Annotated in this window: 21 protein-coding genes and 1 pseudogene; 17 read left to right on the plus strand and 5 right to left on the minus strand. The window is 66.2% G+C overall.

Features of this window, described 5'->3' with window-relative positions; genetic code table 11:
• Positions 1-79: 79 nt before the first annotated feature.
• From ABLE43_RS17290 to ABLE43_RS17305, 4 genes are read left to right on the plus strand one after another with little or no spacing between them, the layout of a single operon-like run.
• Positions 80-337: a hypothetical protein gene (locus ABLE43_RS17290; RefSeq protein WP_348979607.1), complete on the plus strand. Its 258-nt coding sequence runs from the start codon at positions 80-82 to the stop codon at positions 335-337.
• Between the two features lie 55 nt (positions 338-392).
• A complete protein-coding gene (locus ABLE43_RS17295) occupies positions 393-911 on the plus strand; it encodes a hypothetical protein (protein WP_315462998.1) in 519 nt (172 codons plus the stop codon).
• Between the two features lie 22 nt (positions 912-933).
• A complete protein-coding gene (locus ABLE43_RS17300) occupies positions 934-2160 on the plus strand; it encodes a helicase HerA domain-containing protein (RefSeq protein ID WP_315462999.1) in 1227 nt (408 codons plus the stop codon).
• Entirely contained in the window at positions 2157-3395 is a 1239-nt protein-coding gene (locus ABLE43_RS17305; RefSeq protein WP_315463000.1) for a hypothetical protein, read from the plus strand. Before ABLE43_RS17300 ends, ABLE43_RS17305 begins: the two co-directional genes overlap by 4 nt.
• Positions 3396-3408: 13 nt before the next feature.
• Here the strand turns inward: ABLE43_RS17305 and ABLE43_RS17310 are convergent, their stop codons facing one another.
• Positions 3409-3747, minus strand: a complete 339-nt coding sequence (locus ABLE43_RS17310; RefSeq protein ID WP_348979608.1) for a GNAT family N-acetyltransferase — start codon at positions 3745-3747, stop codon at positions 3409-3411.
• Between the two features lie 29 nt (positions 3748-3776).
• Here ABLE43_RS17310 and ABLE43_RS17315 point away from each other — a divergent pair.
• Together ABLE43_RS17315 and ABLE43_RS17320 are read left to right on the plus strand one after the other, a co-directional pair.
• Positions 3777-4094, plus strand: a pseudogene (locus tag ABLE43_RS17315) (response regulator); the annotation flags it as partial.
• Between the two features lie 191 nt (positions 4095-4285).
• Entirely contained in the window at positions 4286-4480 is a 195-nt protein-coding gene (locus ABLE43_RS17320) for a hypothetical protein (protein WP_093067828.1), read from the plus strand.
• Here ABLE43_RS17320 and ABLE43_RS17325 read toward each other — a convergent pair.
• A complete protein-coding gene (locus ABLE43_RS17325) occupies positions 4445-4939 on the minus strand; it encodes a hypothetical protein (RefSeq protein ID WP_315463002.1) in 495 nt (164 codons plus the stop codon). The genes ABLE43_RS17320 and ABLE43_RS17325 overlap by 36 nt on opposite strands.
• Positions 4940-5092: 153 nt before the next feature.
• Between ABLE43_RS17325 and ABLE43_RS17330 the strand changes: the two genes are divergently transcribed.
• Positions 5093-5407: a transposase gene (locus tag ABLE43_RS17330; RefSeq protein WP_315463003.1), complete on the plus strand. Its 315-nt coding sequence runs from the start codon at positions 5093-5095 to the stop codon at positions 5405-5407.
• Positions 5408-5640: 233 nt separating this feature from the next.
• On the opposite strand, the gene ABLE43_RS17335 is transcribed toward ABLE43_RS17330, so the two are convergent.
• On the minus strand, positions 5641-6183 hold the full coding sequence (locus ABLE43_RS17335) for a Ros/MucR family transcriptional regulator (RefSeq protein WP_423828598.1): 543 nt from the start codon (positions 6181-6183) through the stop codon (positions 5641-5643).
• Positions 6180-7136 (minus strand): competence protein CoiA family protein, encoded by a 957-nt coding sequence (locus ABLE43_RS17340; protein WP_315463004.1) that lies wholly within the window; start codon positions 7134-7136, stop codon positions 6180-6182. Before ABLE43_RS17340 ends, ABLE43_RS17335 begins: the two co-directional genes overlap by 4 nt.
• 180 nt (positions 7137-7316) lie before the next feature.
• Between ABLE43_RS17340 and ABLE43_RS17345 the strand changes: the two genes are divergently transcribed.
• The 7 genes from ABLE43_RS17345 to ABLE43_RS17375 all read left to right on the plus strand — a co-directional run bounded on the left by ABLE43_RS17345 (position 7317) and on the right by ABLE43_RS17375 (position 13657).
• Positions 7317-7817 (plus strand): hypothetical protein, encoded by a 501-nt coding sequence (locus tag ABLE43_RS17345; protein ID WP_315463005.1) that lies wholly within the window; start codon positions 7317-7319, stop codon positions 7815-7817.
• 8 nt (positions 7818-7825) lie between these two features.
• Positions 7826-8206: a hypothetical protein gene (locus tag ABLE43_RS17350; RefSeq protein WP_348979609.1), complete on the plus strand. Its 381-nt coding sequence runs from the start codon at positions 7826-7828 to the stop codon at positions 8204-8206.
• A 751-nt stretch (positions 8207-8957) separates the two neighbouring features.
• Complete coding sequence (locus tag ABLE43_RS17355) at positions 8958-9476, plus strand: DUF736 domain-containing protein (RefSeq protein ID WP_093067627.1); 519 nt, start codon at positions 8958-8960, stop codon at positions 9474-9476.
• A gap of 78 nt (positions 9477-9554) precedes the next feature.
• Positions 9555-10619, plus strand: coding sequence for a DUF2493 domain-containing protein (locus tag ABLE43_RS17360; protein ID WP_315463007.1), 1065 nt, complete (start codon positions 9555-9557; stop codon positions 10617-10619).
• Between the two features lie 581 nt (positions 10620-11200).
• A complete protein-coding gene (locus tag ABLE43_RS17365) occupies positions 11201-12400 on the plus strand; it encodes an IS256 family transposase (protein WP_093068508.1) in 1200 nt (399 codons plus the stop codon).
• A 137-nt stretch (positions 12401-12537) separates the two neighbouring features.
• Positions 12538-12846: a hypothetical protein gene (locus tag ABLE43_RS17370; protein ID WP_315463008.1), complete on the plus strand. Its 309-nt coding sequence runs from the start codon at positions 12538-12540 to the stop codon at positions 12844-12846.
• A gap of 229 nt (positions 12847-13075) precedes the next feature.
• Complete coding sequence (locus ABLE43_RS17375) at positions 13076-13657, plus strand: hypothetical protein (RefSeq protein ID WP_315463009.1); 582 nt, start codon at positions 13076-13078, stop codon at positions 13655-13657.
• Between the two features lie 213 nt (positions 13658-13870).
• Here ABLE43_RS17375 and ABLE43_RS17380 read toward each other — a convergent pair whose 3' ends face one another.
• Positions 13871-14095, minus strand: coding sequence for a hypothetical protein (locus ABLE43_RS17380; protein WP_315463010.1), 225 nt, complete (start codon positions 14093-14095; stop codon positions 13871-13873).
• Positions 14096-14650: 555 nt separating this feature from the next.
• Between ABLE43_RS17380 and ABLE43_RS17385 the strand changes: the two genes are divergently transcribed.
• Genes ABLE43_RS17385 through mobF form a run of 3 tightly spaced genes read left to right on the plus strand, consistent with a single transcriptional unit; the run spans position 14651 to position 20836 of the window.
• Complete coding sequence (locus tag ABLE43_RS17385) at positions 14651-14941, plus strand: hypothetical protein (RefSeq protein WP_256210866.1); 291 nt, start codon at positions 14651-14653, stop codon at positions 14939-14941.
• On the plus strand, positions 14928-17312 hold the full coding sequence (locus ABLE43_RS17390; protein ID WP_315463023.1) for a type IV secretion system DNA-binding domain-containing protein: 2385 nt from the start codon (positions 14928-14930) through the stop codon (positions 17310-17312). The genes ABLE43_RS17385 and ABLE43_RS17390 overlap by 14 nt, the downstream gene beginning before the upstream one ends.
• On the plus strand, positions 17312-20836 hold the full coding sequence (gene mobF / locus ABLE43_RS17395; protein WP_348979610.1) for a MobF family relaxase: 3525 nt from the start codon (positions 17312-17314) through the stop codon (positions 20834-20836). Before ABLE43_RS17390 ends, mobF begins: the two co-directional genes overlap by 1 nt.
• The last annotated feature ends 5 nt before the right edge of the window (positions 20837-20841 follow it).

Here is a 20841-nt window from a genome sequence, read left to right on the forward strand (position 1 = left end):
TGCCGGACTTTCGTTCTACAGTGCCCGGAGCGGAGAGCCGGATGCAGTGAAAGTTGCACGTCCGGTTCGGAGGGGGGCAGTGGGGTGTTCTCTCGTAGACGCCACCCTGCCTACCCTACGGTATGACAGCGGCACCTTCGTCCGCGCCATCGCACTGCATTTCGACGAGGCGACCGCTGTCGCCGCGCAGCAGCGTGTCAACCGGCTCCTCGAACGCCTCCAGCGGCACCGGCGGGAGGTATCCTCTGTGCTCTACTCGGGCGGACGCTACCGTGCCTACACCTTCACCGGCCTGCCGCCCGAACGCTTCCCGGAGCGACGTCCACGCTACGCCTGAATTGCGCCCTCGGCGTCAGCCTTCACCCCCACTCCCGTAAACGAAAGGATCGGTCATGCACCGCGTCCACTATTTCGACACCAGCGCCCATGCGTTCGACGCCTGCATCGAGGAGCGTTCCCGGCTCCGTGAGGGCGATGTCATCGTCGTTCTCGCCGAAGGCGTTGTTGGGCTGGCCTCGGCCGATCCGATCGCGGTCACCGGCGAGGCTGGCGCGCTGCGCCACCTGCCCGCGATGACGCGCGAGGTGCTGTTGGCCGAGATCGTCCATGACGCCACGCAGATCACCGACGCGGTCGAGACCGCACTGGTACACCGCCTGGCGGTCGAACCGCAGTATCTGTCGTTCGCCAGCAGGCGTCACCTCCTGCGCGCCGACGAGGCCGCCGTGGTGCTCAGGCTCGACGACATCCTCGCGGTCGCCGACGCCATCGACCATCGCCTGCGCGCCCTGGAAGCGCGCCTCGATGCCGTCACGCCGGACAGCTCGCAGGCGCTCTTCCTCGCGCGCGGCATCGAACAGCTCGCCGAGGCCCGCAACCGCCTCGCGACCTATGCGCGCGATCCCCGCTGACCCGCCCGATAAGGAGGCGACGATGCTCGATACTCTCCAGACCCCTGTGACCGATCCGCCGATCGATACCCGCGATGCCACCCGTGTTCCGATCGGCCGCCACGCGACCGGCGCGCTCGAGCTCGACCTCGACCGGCTGCTGGCCGGACGCCTGCTGCTCCAGGGCGGCTCGGGTGCAGGCAAGAGCCGGACCATGCGCCGCATCGTCGAGGAGGCGTTCGACTATGTGCAGACGATCATCGTCGATCCCGAAGGCGAGTTCGACAATTTGGCCGGGCATATCGGCGCGACCACGCTGAAAGCCGCGGGGATCGCTGCCGACGGCCTTACCGCCGCGGCGCTGCGCGCCCGCCGGCATCGGCTAGCACTTCACCTCGACCTCACCGACCTCGATCCCGAACAGCGCATCGTCAAGGCGTCGGCCTTCTTCGCCGGCCTGATCGGCGCACCGCGCGAGGACTGGGACCATACCGTGCTGGTCGCCATCGACGAGGGACATCTGCTCGCCCCACATATCGCGGGCTCGGCGCGCGATGCCGAGACCCGCCGCCTCGGCGTCGCTACGCTCACCGACCTGTGCTCGCGAGGCCGCAAGCGCGGGATCGCGCCGGTCATCGCCACCCAGCGGCTCGCCAAGCTGTCCGCCTCGGTCATCTCCGAACTCCAGAACGTCCTGATCGGGATCAACGTGTTCGACCGCGATATCGCGCGTGCGGCCGACATCCTCGGCTTCTCCGCGCGCGAGGCCGACCGGCTTCGCACCCTTGGACCGGGCGAGTTCTTCGCCTTCGGGCCAGCGCTCGCCGCGACCCCGGTGCTCGCGAAGATCGATCCGACGATCACGACCCATCTGGGGCGGACGCCCGCGCTTCGCGCCGCGGCCGATATCGCCGGAGACGAGGTCCACCGGCTACTCGACCTCGATACCCTCGCCGAAGCACCCGCACCGCGCGACACGACGCTGACGCTGCGGGGCACCCGCGCGCTCGATGCCTTCCTCCTCGATGACGCGGCGCCCATCGCCGCCGCGATCTGCGGCGCGCTGCGTCGCATCGCGCCCAACGCCACCACGGCGAGCGAACTGGCCAGGCACCTTGCCGTCGACCGGCACGCCGTGGACGCCGCCCTCGACATCCTCGCGGCGCTTGCCGCCGTCGACACCATGCCGCGTGGAGAGGACCGGATGGCACGACTTCATGCGCGGCTTCGCGCGCGCGTAAGCGACGTTCCCGTGGTCGGCCTGTCATGACCGGCCACCCTGACGGCAACGACGCCCCCCTCCTTGTCGAACTGGTCGCCTGCCCGGGGCTCGTGCCCTCCGGCTCCGGCCCCCTTGCCGAAATGCGGTTCAGGGGCGAAGCCTGGACGCCGGCCGAGACCGAAACGCTGCGTTCCATGTTCGCCGCCGATGCCGCGCCCGACGACATAGCCGCCGCGCTCGGGCGTGGCCGGTACGGCGTGCGCGACCGCATCGCCCGCCTGGGGCTTCGCCGGCACAGCAGCCGGCCATGGGGCGAGATGGAGAGCGAGGAACTGATCCGTCGCTACGGGACGGATCCGACCGCCGTTATCGCCTCGGACTTCGCCCGGTCGTGCGCGGCGATCTACGCGCGCGCGGCAGTGCTGGGGCTGACCGAGGGCAACCCGCCTGAATGGACGCCCTGGGAGGATGCGCAGCTCCGCGCGGGCTACGCCATCGGCGTACCCGGCGCGATGATCGCCGCCATTATCGGCCGCCCGCTCTTTGGCCTTCGGACCCGCGCGAGCACGCTGAACCTGCGTCACCCGAACCATCCGACCGGGTGGAGCGATGCCGAGATCGACCGCGCAGCGACCCTGATCGAGGAAGGGCATCGCTACGTTTCCATTCGCGCCATGATGGCGGACGAGGGCTTCCCCGTGCGCACGAGGCCCGGCTTCAACCAGATGGCGCGCGTGACCGGCATGAGCCGGGGTTGGGGGCGTGCCTGGACGCCCGAGGAGGACGAGCTTCTCGCCCGCGCCTATCGCGACGGCGCCAGTCTCACCCCGCTGCTGACCCGGCTAGGCCGCACCCGCTGCTCGATCCGCTGGCGCGCCGATCATCTGCGACTTCGCGGCACCCACGCACATCGCGACGGTTTTCGCGGCGGGCCGGTGTGGACCGAGGCCGACCTCGCCACATTACGCGAACATTACGGCAAGGTGCCGATGGACGATCTTGCCGCCTGTATGGGCCGCACCAAGGCGTCGCTGTTCACCCGCGCCAACCTCCTCGGGCTGGTCCATGGCTATCACCGTCCCTGGAGCGACGACGAGCATCGTGCGCTGGCGCTCGCCCATGCCAACGGCGTCGCACTCGCCGATCTCGTGGCGGCTCTCGGACAAGGCTACGCCGCCGTCCACAAATATGCCGCAAAGCAGGGCTTCCGGTTCGAACGCCGCCCGCGCCGCGATCCCGCACCCTCACTCACGGATATCCTGGCCCTCGGCGATCCGGAATGAACCCGCCCGGCCGTCATCCCGCAGGCCGCTCCCCGGTATCCAGGTCACGGTAGAAGAAGGCCTCGACATCGTGCCCGGCTCCCATGCCGGTAAGTTCTCCCGCCGGCGTCCAGCCCGTCGAGCGCAGCAATGCCAGCGCCGCGACATCGTCGCTCGGCGTCGAGATAAATACCCGGCCGGACAGTGCGACGCCGAGCGAGCCTACCAGCGCCCGCGCAATGCCTTGGCCACGCGCTTCGGGGCGTACTACCAGCTTGTTGATGTGATACCGCCCGAATATCCCGCCGCTCGACCACGAGGTATAGGCGTCGATCCGGCCGTCACGCTCGAGCACCAGCATGCGGCGATCCATGATCTCGCCGATCCGCTCGCCGGGAAGGGCATCGAAGCCACGAAGCCGATGACGGCGACGCCGCCATCGATCTTCTGTCCGCCAGGGCCGAACAGATCATGCTGCTGTTCTCGGACGTCGAGATGCCCGGCGGCATCGACGGCTTCGAACTCGCCCGCGAAGTCTCCGCCAGATGGCCGTGGATCGATATCGTCATCGCCAGCGGCAACATCACCCCCGGACCCGGCGACATGCCCCAGAACGCCACCTTCATCTCCAAGCCGTTCAGCGCCGGACTAGTCCACGACCATCTGCGCCGGACCCTGCCCGACGGCAAGAAACCCGAACCGCTGAAGGAGAAGTCCTGACCGGCACGTAATTCGCCGGATACGAAACGGGGCGACACCCTTGCAGAGATGCCGCCCCGTTCCCTGAAGGATCCTTCCGTCTCCGGGGGGATCAACCACCCGAACGCTTTCGCGTCCGGTCCGGTCCCGGTCGCCTCTACCCGATCTTTCCCTGACTTTCCATGAACGACCCCGCACCCGAGGATCATGCCATGTCTGTCACCACCCTCTCGCCGCGTCGCAGCCGCCTCGCCTCGTTCGAGAACGCCTATGCCGTCGCCGTCCAGCTGCGCGAAACCACCGGCACCGATCAATATGTCATCGGCACCGGCGATCCCGTCCAACCCTTCCGCGTCAGCCGGCGCAAGCCCTCACTGCCAGGGAGCGTTTACGCGATGGTCGCGTGAGGTCCGGTCGGTGCAGCCCATGATGTCGGCCGCGTTCGGACCCTCCAAGGCATCCTCGTTGGCCCAGTATGTCTGCGGCACCCCTGCCTCGCGCAGCATGATCGACGCCCGCCCGCGCGCATAAAGCAGCCCCTTGAGCCATGTCAGATCGTCGATCGCCATGTCGATCGGCGTATCGCTCAGCAGATACCACAGCCGCATCTGGAACGGGTTCGCATCGCCGATGATCGCACCCAGCGCCTCCTTGCCCTCGCCGTGGCCGACGCCGTTCGCGATGTCCGACGCCAGTGCCTCAAACGCCTCGAGCAGCTCGCCCGTCGACAGCCACGCCAGATCGAGTTCCACCCCGATCGCGCATCCGGCCAGCACCCGCCGCTGGGGCGCGAGTTCCATGTTGTCCAGCTGGTCCGTCAGCGCCAGCTCGAAGTCATGCTTCTTGATCGTATCGGTCCAGTGCATCGTTCCCACTCCCGTTGGTGTCGAACCGGCTTATAGAACACCATAGGAACAAGTCCCAACGCCAGAGAATACTTCCACTTGTCGCGTGCGCGGCGAGCGTTGCCGCTGACGGGGGTCCGGCGGTACGTTCCTCGAAACCCAAAGGAGAACCCCATGGACTGGAACAAGGGCGGCGAAAGCCCCGACGAACGCCTCGCCGCCATCGATACCCGCAGCATCCTCACCGCCGTCGATGCCCTCGACGCACTGCGCGAGCATCTCGGCGACCCCGCCTTGCCACCACGCATCCGCCTCGACCTGCTCACCCTCCACCGGCTCGCCCAGGATGCCGCGACCGGAACGCGCGACAACACCGCCCTCTACGATCTCGCCATCGATCTCGCCGACCGCATCGACGCCATCGAAACCCACGTCGCCCAGCTACGCCGCGCCATCGATCCGATCGCGGCTATCGCCCCCGACGACTGACAAGGATCGGTGAGCCGGTCCGCAACGCCTCAGCGGAAGAACAGGAAATACAGCAGCAGCACGACCGGCAGCGGCACACCCAGCAACCACAACAGACAGCCTCGCTTCATCGAACGGCACCCCTTCGCCGCGCAACCCGATCGTCACGCGACAGGGACAATCCTCTCATTGGGGCCACGTTCCCGATCGGACGTGTCGCGACCGTCCGCGTCGGCCCTACGATCCCAGGGTCCCTACGCCGCCGCGATCCCCAACTTGCCGCCGCGACGCTTCTTGGGCGCTTCCGCTGACTCCGCCTCCGCGTCCGTCCCCACCGCTGGCATCGCCGCCTTCGGCCTGCGCCCCAGCCCGCTTTTCTTCGCCATGCTGCTGCGCGCCTCGCTATACTCCGGCGCCACCATCGGATAATCCGCCTTCAGCCCATAACGCTCGCGATACGTCTCCGGCGTCAGACCATGACCCGCCAGGTGACGACGCAGCGTCTTATACGGCTTCCCGTCGATCAGGCTGATGATCGCATCCCGGCGGGCCAGCGACTTGCGCACCGATACCGCCGGCACATACACCTCCGATGCTTCCACTTCGGACGTATCGCTCGCGCCTTGCACCGCCGCCAGCGCACCTACCGCCTCGTGCATCGTCCGCAGAAACCCCGGCACCTCCTCCGCTCCCGCCCGCGTGTTCGGATTCGACAACCACGCGATCGTCAACTCCGTCGCCAATGTCACCGCATCGGTTCCCGCGTCCGTCGCCATGTTCTCACTCTGCTCGCTCATGTCCGGTCCCGTCTGTTTCGGCGATACTTCATGTCCAGATACGCCCGCTCAACCTCCGCCGGAAACATCGTTTCCAGTCGCTCCGCAAAATCTTTCCCTAAGGTTTGCCGCTTTCCATGATTCCAGGCACCAGCCTTGCCAGTACCCGCGTCGGACGACGTTCCGGCTCTCCGGTCCGCGAAGCTCTTGCCGAACTGTCGAACATTTTCGGTAACAGCCTTGGCTTCGCTCTTGCGACGATCGCCCGCCACATCTTCTGATACTTCGGCTGCCTGGTCTGGCTGGCCCTTGGCCGACCGCTCGCTTCCTGCCGAACGCCAGCGACGCTCCGGCTTCCTGTCCGCCAGCCAATCGCGGCTCCCGCCGGCAACGATCGCATCCGTCAGCCCCCGGTCCCCCAGCGACTGGCAGCCGACCAGCGACACCAGCATCGCCGATCGCCCCGCCCCGCTCCAATCCATCCCGCGGCACCGACCCACATCCCGCGGCCGGATCGCCACCGCCATGTCCAATTCCACACCGCTCGCATGCACCAGGCGAACCACCACCACCCCGTCATGCACCGAATAGCCCTCCGCCCGCACCTCCGCCGTCTCCGATCTCGCCCCACGATCCGGCAATTTTATCCGGCCAGCCCCGCCGACCGCCGACAGCACGAACTCCCCGATCGCCGTCGTCCGCGCCGCCTCGCACCCCCCGCTGGACCCCGACCCATGCGCAAAATGATGCGCCCGCTCCGACCCCTTCCGGCCGATCAGCTCCGCGCCGCACACACAAGTCAGTCCCTGACCGCCCCCGCTCGTCGCATCCTCGATCAATACCCTGCCCCCCGAACCGTCACGCGCCCACACGATCTGCGGTCCCTCACCACCCCGCAACACCTTGCCAACGACATAACCCAGCGAATTACGATGAACCGGATCGGAAACAGGCTCCTGCATGATCCCCATCATCTCACTATTTCATCACCACGCAATTCCGCTCACGCGTTCCGCTGACGACATCGAGGACACCCGCGGCATGAACATCGGACATCTTGGTACACCGTGTTGGATCCCCGGCGCTGACTACGATCGCCTGCGGACTTCCGAACAATGATCGCTCGGACTTCTGCTCGGCTCTGGCACACCGGCATGGCTCGCCTCCTCGCCTCGAACGACATGCTTCGCCTGATCGTCGCTGTCTCCCTCGGCCTCGCGCACAGCCTCCTGCCGCCCATCGCCGCCATCGCCATCCTCACCCACGCTCCCGGCATCGACGATCGTCCCGGCCTCTTTCTCATGGGATGGATCGGCATCGGCCTGTTCGCCATACTCGCGGTCGCCACCCTCCTCCTGTCCATCGTCCTCGGCGCCGCACTCCGCCTCCTCGCCAGATCCCTCGACACCGTCTCCGTCATCGGCATCTACCTCGTTCCCGCCCTCGGCTTCATCCTCGGCGGGTCCCTCCTGCGCACCGTCGCCAACCTCGTACCCGACCTCCAGCAAGGACAGGGCATCTACATCCTCCTCAACACCGCCCTCTGGATCATGACCATCGGCTATCTCGCCAAAATCCCTTGGGACGACCTCCGCGACCGATTGGTCAGACAGCTGGACACCCAGCCGGCCCAGCCTTCCGCGCCATCGGAGTAGAAGTCGGCATGAACCGGAATGGCATCCTCGCAGCCCTCGCTGCGATCTCCGCCATCTTTTGGCTCGCCGTCACCACCGATCGTACCCCACAACCCGATCCGACTTCGATAACCGGCACCTTCGCCAACGATTGCTGCCCCAATATCGTACTCGCTAACGGCCAGATCACCGTCAGCGGCGGAGGTTCTACCGCCTTCACGGCCGGGCAGGACAATATCAGCCCGTATTTGATCCCCTCCGCCCGCGTCGAGATACAGGATGGAAGCAACGTCAAGCTCGATCCTCAGCAAATATCCCTCAAAATCCGACTCGATCGACTTCATCGACCCGAACGCATCGAAATCCCCGGCGAGTTGATCCATACCTTCATACGCCAGCCAATTCCTTAATCTCTTCACCCTCGGGGCCACCCCGCCCGATGGGCGGGGCCGGGCTCTAGTCGGCCAAAGCCGACCGGAGCCGCGCTGAAGCGCGTCTCCGCCCCTTGCGGGGTCACGATCCCTTGTCCGGGGCGCAGCACCCTGATCCACGCCTCCGCTGTCCCTACGCACGTCGTCTCAAGTCCAACGTCCATCGCCGGCAGCCTGCGGCTGTGGAATCATGCGCTCACGCGCACGATGATCGTTCGTGGGGCCAATGATCTCATCGCACCCTGCGCCGTCTCCCAGTGTCTCTGCGTGCCAGACCCGTCCGACGGGGTCGGCGTCAAAGGAGGATTGCCCGCGAAGCGGGCAATGCTTTTGTTCGTTTGAAGACGCCTCAACAAGAATAACGGTTTCTACCGCTAAAGCGGCAGACACTCCGTGATTCATGTTGACCCCGCCGGCCGTGCCCGGCGCTTGAGCCCCTGCGAGGACGGCTCCGGGTGCGATGAGATCACAGGCCGGGGCTGCGCCCCATCGAACATCGTTCCTGTTCATCTGAATTGTCCGCTGTCGCGGTCAATGCATGTTTGTTTTTTGTTTACGCTTGCTGGTCGCAAGCTCTTATTGTGCTCGGACTCACCGTGTACGATGACTTGGGTGTCAAGAAAACAACGCGCTTCAATACTTGGAGGGGAGGGGGTAAAAGAAAGATGCCGGAAGGGGAAAGGCCCCAAGTCCGGCGAAAAGGGGGAAAGGCCCCCACGGAGTAAGACCCATGAACATCGGTTCCTTCAAGAGCACCAACGGCCAGCTTCTCGGTTCGATCGCCACCGCGCACATCGACCTGCCCCGGCTCGGACTTCGCCCGGTCGAAAGCGACAGCGACAAGGCACCCGCGTTCGAGATCATGGCCCTGAACATCGCCCGTCGCTGGGTGCAGATCGGCGCTTTGTGGGAGCAGACCAGCAATTCGAGCGGCGAGGTTTTCTATCAGGGACGCTTTGACGACCCCAGCCTTGCCGCCCCGGTTCAGGTCATGCTCTTCCGCACCGACGACGAAACCGAAACCTACAACGTCGTCTGGAACCGCCCGCTCCCCCGCCGCGAGAACCTCGACGGCAGCCGTCAGGGACGCGGACGCCGCACCGTCGATGACGGTTTCGGCACCGGCAACGCCGACGCCAACGGCCAGATGGTCGAGGAAGGCGCACACGACAACGACGCCATCCCGCCGATGACCCCCACCCGTCGCCGCAAGAACGAGACGCCCGCCGACGAGACGGTCGCCGCCTAAGACCACCGAACGGACGGGGGGAAGCGGCTGAAACGCTCCCCCCGGTCCTAAGACGCCCCTGCCATAAGGAATGAGCAAATGACCAAGCAAACGCCCTCCCGCCGCTATAACAGCCTTTCCCAGCTTGGCGAAGCCCTCGGGCAGACGCCCGACGAAATCGCCGCGCAGGACCGCGCCGAGGCGATCCGCGAGCACATCGCGGACGAGACGACCACCGACCGATTCCACGAGGCGTTCGGCGACGTCGGCGCGCTGTCGATCATGGGACCGGGCGAACCGGCACAGGAACTGGACATGCCCGAACCCGCCGAGGCGCAATTCGATTGCCGCGCGATCATGGCGACCCTGTTCGACCTGTTCGCCGACACCCGGCTTGAGACGAGCGCCCAAGCCATCGCATGGGGATTCGTCAATTCCTTCCACTACGAGGCGCAGAAACTGGCGCGCGAGGAAGACACGTTGGCGCGCGACCTTGGCGACATGGCCCGCCGCCCCGATCCGTCCGAAATCCATGCGGTCGAGATGGAGGAATTGCAGCTACGCACCCAGACCAAGATGGAACAGCGCGCCGCCATCGAATGTATGCGCGACTATGCCGCCGAATGCTATCGCGCGCGCACCGGTCAACCGTGGAGCAGCGCGCGCGGCACCGTCGTTTCGTCCGCCCGCACCGCGAGCCAGATCGAGGCGAAGGACTTCCTCAAGGCACGCGCCGACGCGATCCGCGAACAGCGCAATCCCACCGGTCCCATCGTCGTCTTTTCGGGCGGTCAGGAATGGCACGACTTCCAGATGATCTACGACCGCTTGGACGCCATCAAGGCACGCGTTCCGCACATGACGCTTTGCACGTCCGGCCAGCGCAAGGGATGCGACCTTATCGCCGCCGGATGGGCCGCGAGCCGCAAGGTTCCCTTGGTCGCGTTCGTCCCCAACGTCGCGCGCTACAACGGTGCCGCGGGCTTCCGCCGCAACGACCAGCTTGTCGCGCTCGAACCCGTCGAAGCCATCGTTTGCCAAGGCACCGGCATCCAGTCCGGCTTGCTCAACGAACTGAAAAAGGCTGGCGTCCCGACCCAAGCCTACCGTATCTCCGATCAGGGACCGGCCCCCGCCGCGACCAAGCGCGCGGCTTGGGGCTGATCCCGAGGGGTAGCGCATCCTTCCTCCCGCGTCGCCCCTCCCCCTTATCCCTTGGCAGGGAATGACTGGCCAGCGACGGGGTCCCACCCCGGCGCTGGCCCTTTGTCGCGGCCGTCCGTGGGGGAAACCCTACTGGTTCCCCCCACGCCAGGCGAGCGGACGCGCGGCCGCCCTGGCGCGGCCCCTGCGGGCCGCGCACGGACAACCGCGCGCCCGCTCGCCTTCCCCCCTCCGGTAAGGCGCTGCCGCACACCCCTACACACGCCGCGACCAGCTCGCCGATGCCGGTTTTTTGGACAGGCCGGCAAAGCGCGGACGCGGGCATCGAGCCCGCCCCCGCGCTGCTGCCGCGAACCATCACTGCGAGCGGCAATCAGCCCACGCGAGGGAACCCGTTTCGCGACCGGGAAGGCGCCCCGCCGGGCATCGAGCCCGGCACGGCGCTGCTGCCGCGTTACATCCTCAACGTCCCGATGGTCACCGCCCGGTCCGGGCGCGTGGCGACCCCCGCGACGTACCGTCGGGGACTGTCAGGAATTTTGTGCGGGAGGCCATAGGATGGAATGGAAGGGACCATCGATATGGCAATCGACAAGGACGTTTTGGACCAGCTTCTGGCTGGTCGTGACCCGCAGGAGCTGTTTGCAAAGGACGGTCTGCTCGACGAGCTGAAGAAGGCGTTGTCGGAGCGGATGCTGTCGGCTGAGCTCGACGATCATCTGGAAAGCGAAGGCGCCGCAGGCACCATCAACCGGCGCAACGGGTCATCGAGGAAGACGATGCTGACGGGCACGTCGAAGGTGACGCTGGACGTGCCACGCGACCGGGCGGGGACGTTCGACCCGAAGCTCATCGCCAAATACCAGCGCCGTTTCCCCGACTTCGACGACAAGATCGTCTCGATGTACGCGCGCGGGATGACGGTGCGCGAAATCCGCGGGCACCTCGAGGAGCTGTACGGGATCGGCGTCTCGCCGGACCTGATCTCGACCGTCACCGATGCGGTGCTGGAGGCGGTTGCCGAATGGCAGGGTCGGCCGCTCGACGCCTGCTATCCGCTGGTGTTTTTCGACGCGATCCGGGTGAAGATCCGCGACGAAGGGTTCGTCCGCAACAAGGCGGTCTACATCGCGCTGGGCATTCAGCCGGACGGGACCAAGGAGGTGCTCGGCATCTGGATCGAGCAGACCGAGGGGGCCAAATTCTGGCTGCGCGTTATGAACGAGCTCAGGAACCGCGGCGTCGCCGACATCCTGATCGCCGTCGTCGACGGCCTGAAGGGGTTCCCGGAGGCGATCAACGCTGTCTTCCCCGAGGCCATCGTCCAGACCTGCATCGTCCATCTGATCCGCAACAGCATGAGCTTTGCGTCCTGGAAGGAGCGCAAGTTCATCGCCCAGGCGTTGCGCGGCGTCTACCGTGCCGAGACGCCCGAGGCCGGCATGGCTGCGCTGGAGGCGTTCGAGGCAGGCCCCTGGGGCCAGAAACACCCGGCCATCGCCATAAGCTGGCGGCGACACTGGGACCAGGTGATCCCGTTCTTCGCCTTTCCCGAGGGCGTCCGCCGGATCATCTACACTACGAACGCCATCGAGGCCCTGAATTCGAAGGTTCGCCGTGCCGTCCGTACCCGCGGCCATTTCCCCGGTGACGATGCCGCGATGAAGCTGTTATATCTCGTGCTCAATCACGCGGCGGACGAATGGAAGCGCCCACCGCGCGAATGGGGTGAGGCCAAAAGTCAGTTCGCCGTAATCTTCGGTGAGCGCTTCGTCATCTAATGACGGTAACCGGCCTCTCGCACAAAATTCCTGACAGTCCCTACCGTCGCGATACCACGGAGAGGGGGAGGATCGGGAGAGGCGGCATGAGGAGAACGGCAGACCCGTCGCTCCCCGCCAATGACGGAGGAACGATCATGGAGGTCCTGTTGTTCAGGGCGTTGACCCAAGCTAATATCGATCCCGATACGGCCCAGAAGGTCGTGGATGCGGTCGAGGAGCATATCGACATGGCAGTCGGACAGGCGAACCAGCGGCTCGAAGCGAAACTGGATGGGATGACCACCAGCATGGATACTCGCTTCGATGGTATCCGAACGAGCATGGATAGCTTCAAGGCTTCGGTCGATCAGATGCGCGTCTGGCTTATCATCGTCACCAGCATCATCGCTGTCTGCGCGCTCGCCGGAACCATCCTCGGCGTCGTCAACCAGATTACCCGCTGACGGCCTTATCGAGGCTCCCTCTGGGTCGTCCGGCTAACACCGGGCGGCCCATTCTCTTGCCTGCGGTTCGCCATGACTTGTACCTGCGTGATTGAGCATCGGCATCGGCCTCGCGGCCTCGCCGTGGCTACGCCTCGCCAGCGGCCCCAACCTGCCCGCGACGTGGCCGTCGCATAAGCCTTGAAGAGAAGCGGGAACGGGAGAGGCGGTTCCAACGAAGGAGGTCGAGATGACCATCACGTTCCGCATCGATGACGGCCACGACACACACGCCGTCCGCCCCGCAGAAATCAGCCCCCGGCAACTGACGACATTGTGCGACTATCTGCGCGCCCAGTCCGAACGTCTCGGCCTCTCCCTGATCCATCACGAATGGGGCACCATCGACGAACCGGAGTTCACCTTCGAGGCACGCGTCTGCCCCCTCCCGCTTGCTTCGCTCAGCGCCATCCTCGATCATGCCGACGCCGCGATCGCCGTCCTCGACGAAGCCCAGTTCACCGCCCGTCGCATCCGCGTCCGGAGAGAGGAAAACGTCGGGCTGGTCATGATCGAGGTCGCATGGACCCATGACAGCGCGCCCTCGCTCAACATCGCCAACGGTAACGCCTATGCACTGCTCGAAAGCCTGGGCCTCGATGCCGAATCGTGCGGCGAAATCCCGCTTCCCGATCTGCGCCGGCGACTGATCGATCCGGTGATCCGTCACCGCCTCGGCAACGATCCGCATCTCTCGCGATACCTGCCCTCGCTGGTCGCCATGGCACGCGCCAGCACCGTCCCGAGCGAGGCACGATTGGCTTGGGCGTAACCGCCCCGCCGACACCCGGCTGACCCACATCCCTCTTGCCCGGATACGGGGCGCGCGGCTTCGCCTGCGCGCCCCGTTTTTTTGCCTGATACCCTTGAAGCCATCGACCGATCACCCGGACCGGCTCGCTTGCCCATCGCATCGGCCCTGCGGCCTCGCAGGGGCTGCGCATCGCGCCGGTCCTGTCCGACGCCGGAGAGCGGCCGACCCGCTTCAGGCTGACGCCTTCAGCCGCTTCTCGACCTCCTCGACGCCCAGCGTCTTGACCGCCTTCATCAACGCGTCGAGCCGGTCCAGCGGCAGCTTCAGCAGACCCGCCTTCTCGACCGACAAGATCGCAGCCTCGCGCAACCGTCCCTGATGCGCCTTGCGACGCTCGGAAAGCTTGCGTTCCTCGGCCTCGATCGCGGCCAGTTCGGCATCCAGTGACTTCGCCATTTTCATCGTCCTTCACGTTCGGCTGATCGGGCTCTGAACACCGCCATTCTAGCCCCGCCGAACCATGACGCAATGCTCCAACTTGAACCCTGCCGGAGACTTCCACGATGATCCCTGCCGTTGCCATGCAATCCCGCGTGCGGAGCACGCAATCATTCACCCCGTTCCGCCTTCCGGCGGACCCGATCCTCGCGCGATCCCGGACCCGAACCGGGGTCAACCGAGGAAGGAACCATAACCAATACAGCACGGAGGAATTGGGACTACAGTAGTGCACACCGTACGCACGTCGTGCTGGACATTTATTCAACGAAAACAGTGGAATGTGCGGTATTTGACTACGAACCTTTTGGGACCGGCTAGAAAGTCTCTTGGGACCGCTTAAAGAACCGGTCGGGACCGCTTGAGAATATTGGTTCATTCCAAGCGTATAGCAGGGACCTGCCGGGACCGATCCACCTGGAGGCGCTGATTACATCTTGATCGCGCTTCGAGCCTGGTGTACCAAGCTAGCGGCATTTTAGACCCCACCGGCCTCTCTGCAAGGAGGCTTGGTTGAGTATCTCCCATCAAAGAACGATGCGCTTCGACACGCGGCAATATGGCCGCATCGCGGAGCTTGCATCTAGCCAAGGTCGCTCTGTTGCGGACGTTGTTCGCGCCGCGATAGATCAGTATCTACTCGGCCAAAGCCTGCTAACCGACAGCCAGCTTCGGCTGATCCGCGTCGGCGAGTATTCACAGCTTGCGCTCGACACGATCATCACCGAGCAGTTCCCGGATTTCCGCGACCGCATCATCAGCTCCACCGACAACCGGATGCGGCGATTCCATGGCCAGGGCTGACATCCGCAACGATGGCCGTCCGGTCCATCTGGCGCACGCCTCCGCGCGTGGCGTACGGCCTCGCAACTCGGGCAATTTCACCCGCGGCTCGCAGCTGCTCGATGCCTCCGTCCGGATGTGGCTACAGGGCGCGAAGATGCCCATCCTCATCTGGCTCGGGACCTTCCTGATCGCCTACACGATCATCCTCTCGGTCCGCCTCAACGAGAACAACTTTCAGCTGATCTCGATGCGAATCCTGTCCTCGCTCTGGGACTGGGTGGCGCTCGACAATCTCAAGAAGGTGAACCTCCGGATGCCCGACAATTCGGTGCATTCGACCGTCATGGGCTACGTGCCCTATGTCCCCGAAGTGGCCCTCGCCTGGACCAAGGCGGTGCGAGGGTTCATGGGCTCTGCGCTGCTCGCCACCTTCGTCGCGATTCCGCTGTCGATCTGGTACTTCTCCTTCTCGACCAGGCGCGGCGCCGCGATGATGGAGGACCGCCACGAACGCGGCGCCATGCTCGTGCCGCGAGACCTCCTCTTCAAGGAAATCGCCGCGTTCAATCTCGACGGGTTCACCAAGGACGCCGCCACCTTCTTCCCCGGCGTCGATCCGAAGGTCGTGCTGAAGAAGCCCTTCGCCGAGCGAAAGGCCGCCGGGATCCACCATCCCTATTCCATCGCCGGCATCCCCTACCCCCACCGGCTCGAACAATCCCACACCATGCTCATCGGCACGACCGGCTCGGGCAAGACCACCGCGCTGCGCGCGCTTCTGAAGCAGATGCGCGAGCGCCACGACACCGCCGTCGTCTTCGACCTGACCGGCGCTTATGTGGAAGCCTTCTACGATCCCGACCGCGACACCATCCTCAACCCGCTCGACACACGCTGCCCGTCCTGGTCGGTGTTCGACGACTGCAAGACCCAGAGCGAACTCACCGCCGCCGCGGCCGCGCTTATCCCGTCCGACGGCGGCTCCGCCGACCCCTTCTGGGTGCTCGCCGCGCGCACCCTGTTCATCGAGATGTGCATGAAGCTCATCGAGAACGGCGAGGCGACCAACAAGGCGCTCGCCGAGAACCTGATGACCGCCGATCTCAAGCACGTCCACCGCTACCTGAAGGAGACCATCGCCGACCCGCTGACCGCCCCCGAAGCCGCCCGCATGGCCGAGGCGATCCGCGCGGTCTACAACACCAACGCCAAGGCGCTGCTGCTGCTGCCCGAGGACCAGCACCGCTTCTCGATCAAGCAGTGGATCACGTCGGAAAAGAAGCCCGGCTCGATCCTCTTCATCACCTGCTCGTATACCGATCTCGAGATGAACCGGACGCTGCTGACGCTATGGACCAATCTCGCCGTCCATTCGCTCATGACCATGCCGCACACCCGCAGCTTGCGCACCTGGTTCTTCTTCGACGAGATCGGCGCGCTCCACCGCCTCCCGGCCATCGAACAGGGCCTGCAAACCGCCCGCAATTATGGCGGCGCGATTATCCTCGGCATCCACTCGTTCGACAAGCTCGTCCAGGTCTACGGCGAGGAGAATGCCCGCAACCTGTCCTCGCTCGCGCGCACCAAGCTGATCCTCGCCTCGGCCGACCTCGACACCGCCGAGCAATGCGCCCGCTACATCGGCAACCGCGAGATCCGCCAGATGGATGAAGGCTACAGCTACGGATACAATTCGACCCGTGACGCCTCGACGCTCACCCCGCGCACCCAGATCGAGGCGCTCGTCATTCCCGACGACATCACCAACCTCCCCGCCATGCACGGCTTCATCAAGTTTCCCGAGGGATTTCCCGCCGCTCGCATCCGCCTCGAATGGCAGCACTACCCCCGCGTCGCCGACGGCTTCGTGAAGCGCCGTCCGGCCGTGCCGGACGACGAGGCAAGACGCGGAAAGAAGGGGGGCGTGGGCAAGCGCCCGGACGAGGACGGACGGGACAGCGCCACCCAGCCCGGACAGGCGGAAGTCGAACCGCGCAATCCGAACGTGGCGATGGCGGATGCCATCCTCTCCGCGCCCACCGAAGGCCAGATCGCGGCGCAGGAACAGGTACAGCGCGAAGCCGCCCAGCGGCTCGATCCGAACGACCCGGGCGTCACCCCCGGCGCAAAGGATGCGAGGGGCGACGCACAGGGGCAACGCGACGGCAAGGTCATCATGCTTCAGGATATGCGAGACGCACGCGCCCAGGCCTCCGGGACCCCCGCTCCCGACGCATCGCGCGGCGCTCGCGACGCCGCCCCGACCGGCCCCACTCCGCCCGCCCAGCGCGAGGATCAGACCATCGTCGAGGTCCGTCAGGATTTCAGCGCCGGCGACCATCACCACCATCACCACGTCGATCGTGGTGACGATCTGAGCATGGACTGATGCACTCGATCGCCTCCGTCCGCTCCGCCTCCGGCGCGTCCAATTACTTCGCCAAGGACGACTTCACCAACGGCGACTATTACGCTTCCGAGAACGGCGAGGTCAGCCAGTGGGGCGGCAAGGGCGCCGAGGCGGCGGGGCTGTCCGGCCAGGTCGACAAGGCGACCTTCGAGCGCGCGCTGAACGGCGAGCTGCCCTCGGGCGAAAAGGTCGGCCAGGTCGAGAACCGTCGCGCCGGCTTCGACCTCACCTTCTCCGCGCCCAAGTCGGTCTCGCTGATGGCCTATGTCGCCGGCGACAAGCGCATCCTTGGACCCGATGGCGTCCAGATGCAGGCGGTGCGCCAGACCATGGCCTGGATCGAACGCAACCTCGCCGAAACCCGCAAGGACATCGGCGGCAAGAAGATCCCCGTCCAGACCGGCAACCTCCTCTACGCCCTCTTCCAGCACGACACGAGCCGCGCGCTCGATCCGCAGGCCCATGTCCACGCGATCGTCGCCAACCTGACCCGCATGGCCGATGGCAAATGGCAGTCGCTCCATGCCGACCGCATCTGGGCCAGCAACACCGTCATCGGCGCGGTCTACCATGCCTATATGCGCGCCGGCCTCGAGAAGATCGGCTACCAGGTCGAAACCGGCGGCAAGCACGGCACCTTCGAGATCACCGGCGTGCCGCAAAAGGTCATCGACGCCTTCAGCCAGCGCCGCGCCGATATCGTCGCGGCCGCCCAAAGCCTCGGGATCAAGAGCGCGCAGGGGATGCGCGAGGTGACCGCGCGCACCCGCGATCCCAAGCTCGGCCTCGACAGCCGCGATACCCTGCGCCAGGACTGGATCGACAAGGCGAAGGCCCTCGGCTTCGACGGCAAGGACCTGCTGTCGGCCGCCGAGCGCGTCACCCGCGCGCACGACCATGACGCGAGCCGTAGCCCGCTCGAGCGCGGCGCGGATGCGATCCGCGCGGCCGTCGCCTCCGCCCGCGAGATCGTCGGCAATTATCTCGCCACCCCCGATCCGCTGGTCGACCGCGCCATTACCCGCCTCGCCGGCACTCCCGCCGATGCCCGCGCGCAGTACGCCGTCGCCTCGGCGGTGCGCATCCTCGCCACCCGCGAAGCCGCCTTCGACGTCCACCGCCTCGCCAAGCAGGCGCTCGACCTCGGCCTCAAGGGCGTCACCATCGATCATGTCGAGCGTCGCATCGAGCGCCTCGTCGCCACCGAGCGCCTGATCCCCGGCCAGGTCCGCCAGCACGACACGACGTACCGCATGGTCACCACCCCGGACTCGCTGCGCACCGAGGAGCGCATCCTTGCGACCATCGACAAGGAACGCGGCGCGATTCCCCCGATCGTCGCTCCCGACCGGGCGCCGACGCTGCTGCAGGCCGCCTCGCCGCATGACCTGAACGCCGGACAGCTTGCCGCCGCCACCCTGATCGTCGCTGGCACCGACCGCATCGCCTTCGTCCAGGGCGTCGCGGGCGCGGGCAAGTCCACCGTCCTCGAAGCCGCCGCGCGGACGCTGGAGGGCGAAGGGCGCCGCCTCCACGGCCTTGCCTTCCAGAACAAGATGGTCGCCGACATGAAGGCCGGCGCCGGCATCGAGGCGCAGACGATCGCATCGTTCGTCTGGCAGGGTGAGCGCCATCTCGACTTTCCCGACACGCCCGCGGGCCAAGCGAAGCGCGACGAGATGAAGAACACCGTCCTCGTCGTCGACGAGATGTCGATGGTCTCCAACGACGATCTGCTGCGACTGTTCGAGGTCGCGGCCGCGCTCGGCGTCGAGGCGATCCGCGGCGTCGGCGACAAGCAGCAGCTGATGCCGATCAACGCCGGCAAGGCCTTCTCCGTCGTGCAGGCCGCAGGCGCCCCGGTCGCCTACATGAACGACAATCTGCGCCAGCGCACCGATGTGCTGCGCACCGTCGCCGAACTCGCCAATGTCGGCAGGGCCAGCGCCGCGGTTCGCGTGCTCGGCGACAACGTCATCGAGACGAAGGGCGGCGAGCGATCCCCCGTCGAGGTCGCCGCCGATCGTTGGCTTGCCCTTTCGCCCGAAGAGCGCAGCCTCACCGCCGTCTTCGCCTCGGGCCGCGAGACGCGCGGCGACATCAACACCCGCATCCAGGAGGGGCTGACCGCCGACGGCACGCTACGCGGCCCTGGCCTCGATGTCACCGTCCACGACCGTGTCAGCCTGACGCCCGAGGAACTGCGTTACACCCAATTCTACAAGGTCGGCCAGCAGGTCACCGTCACCGGCCATATCCCCGAACTGGGGCTGCGCCGGGGCGGCACCTACGAGGTCACCCGCGTCTTCACCAACAAGGTGGAGATGCGGCGCGGCTCGGAGAAGATCCGCTTCGCGCCGCAAAAGCTCGATCCGACCGTCACCCTCGAACGGCTCCAGATCTCCACCCTCGACAGCGTCCGCCTCCACGAGGGCGAGACGATCCGCTGGACCACCAACGACACGGAGCGGGGGATGGACAATGCCGCGCTCGCGACCGTCACCGGCATCGAGAACGGCCGCGTCACCGTCGAACTCGCCTCGAAGGATACGATCACCCTCGAACCCGGCGACCCGATGCTCTCGCGCCTGTCGCTCGCCTACGCGCTCAACATGCACATGGCGCAGGGGATCACCACCGACAAAGGGATCGGGGTGATGCTCTCCCACGAGACCAACCTCTCCAACCAGCGCCTGTTCAACGTGCTCGTCACCCGTGTGCGCGACGCGATCACGCTCGTCACCGACAATACCGACAAACTCATGCGCCAGCTCGACCGCAACCCCGGCGACAAGACTTCCTCGCTCGAAACCGTCGGCCGCCTCGTCGTCGACGGACCCGAAGCGAAGGCCCGCGCGGCCGACGACGCGCTCACCGCCGCGTTCGACAGCCTCACCGCCGGCGATACCGCCGGCCTCCCCGACAACGCACCCATCCTGCTCGCAAACCTCCCCGATCTCCCCGACCTGCCGCCGATGCCCGCCTCGACCACCGACTGGTCGAAGGTGGCGATGGAGGGGGCGGGCATGGACGTGCCAGGCATGGACGGGACGAGCATCGACGGCGCAGGCACGGACGGCGCTGGCGCGCGCGCGACGGCGGACCCGAGCCGCTCGGCCGTCGATGCAGCAGCCCCCGACCGGCCCGATACGGATCGGGCAGGCGATGGGCGTGACGCCCCGGGGATCGATCGCGTGCTGTCCTCCGCCGACCGCGATGCGCTCGCCGACCTGCCCGACCTCGCCGACCTCCCGCCCTTCCCCGCGTCCGACACCGACTGGTCGAGGACGGGCATGGAAGACCTCCTGCGCGACGAACCGCTCGATGACCTCGCGCTCGATGACACGCGCGATGGCGACACCCGCGACCGGCGTGACGACATGCGCGGCGACGATCTCGGCCATCCGACCGAGGAGCGCGACGATCTCTCCTCACTCCCGCCGATGCCGCCGCGCGACCCCGACCTGCCGCTGCCCGAAAAACGCCTCGGGCTCGACCTGTAAGCAAA

The organism is Sphingomonas silueang (assembly GCF_040049155.1).
GTDB lineage: Bacteria > Pseudomonadota > Alphaproteobacteria > Sphingomonadales > Sphingomonadaceae > Sphingomonas > Sphingomonas silueang.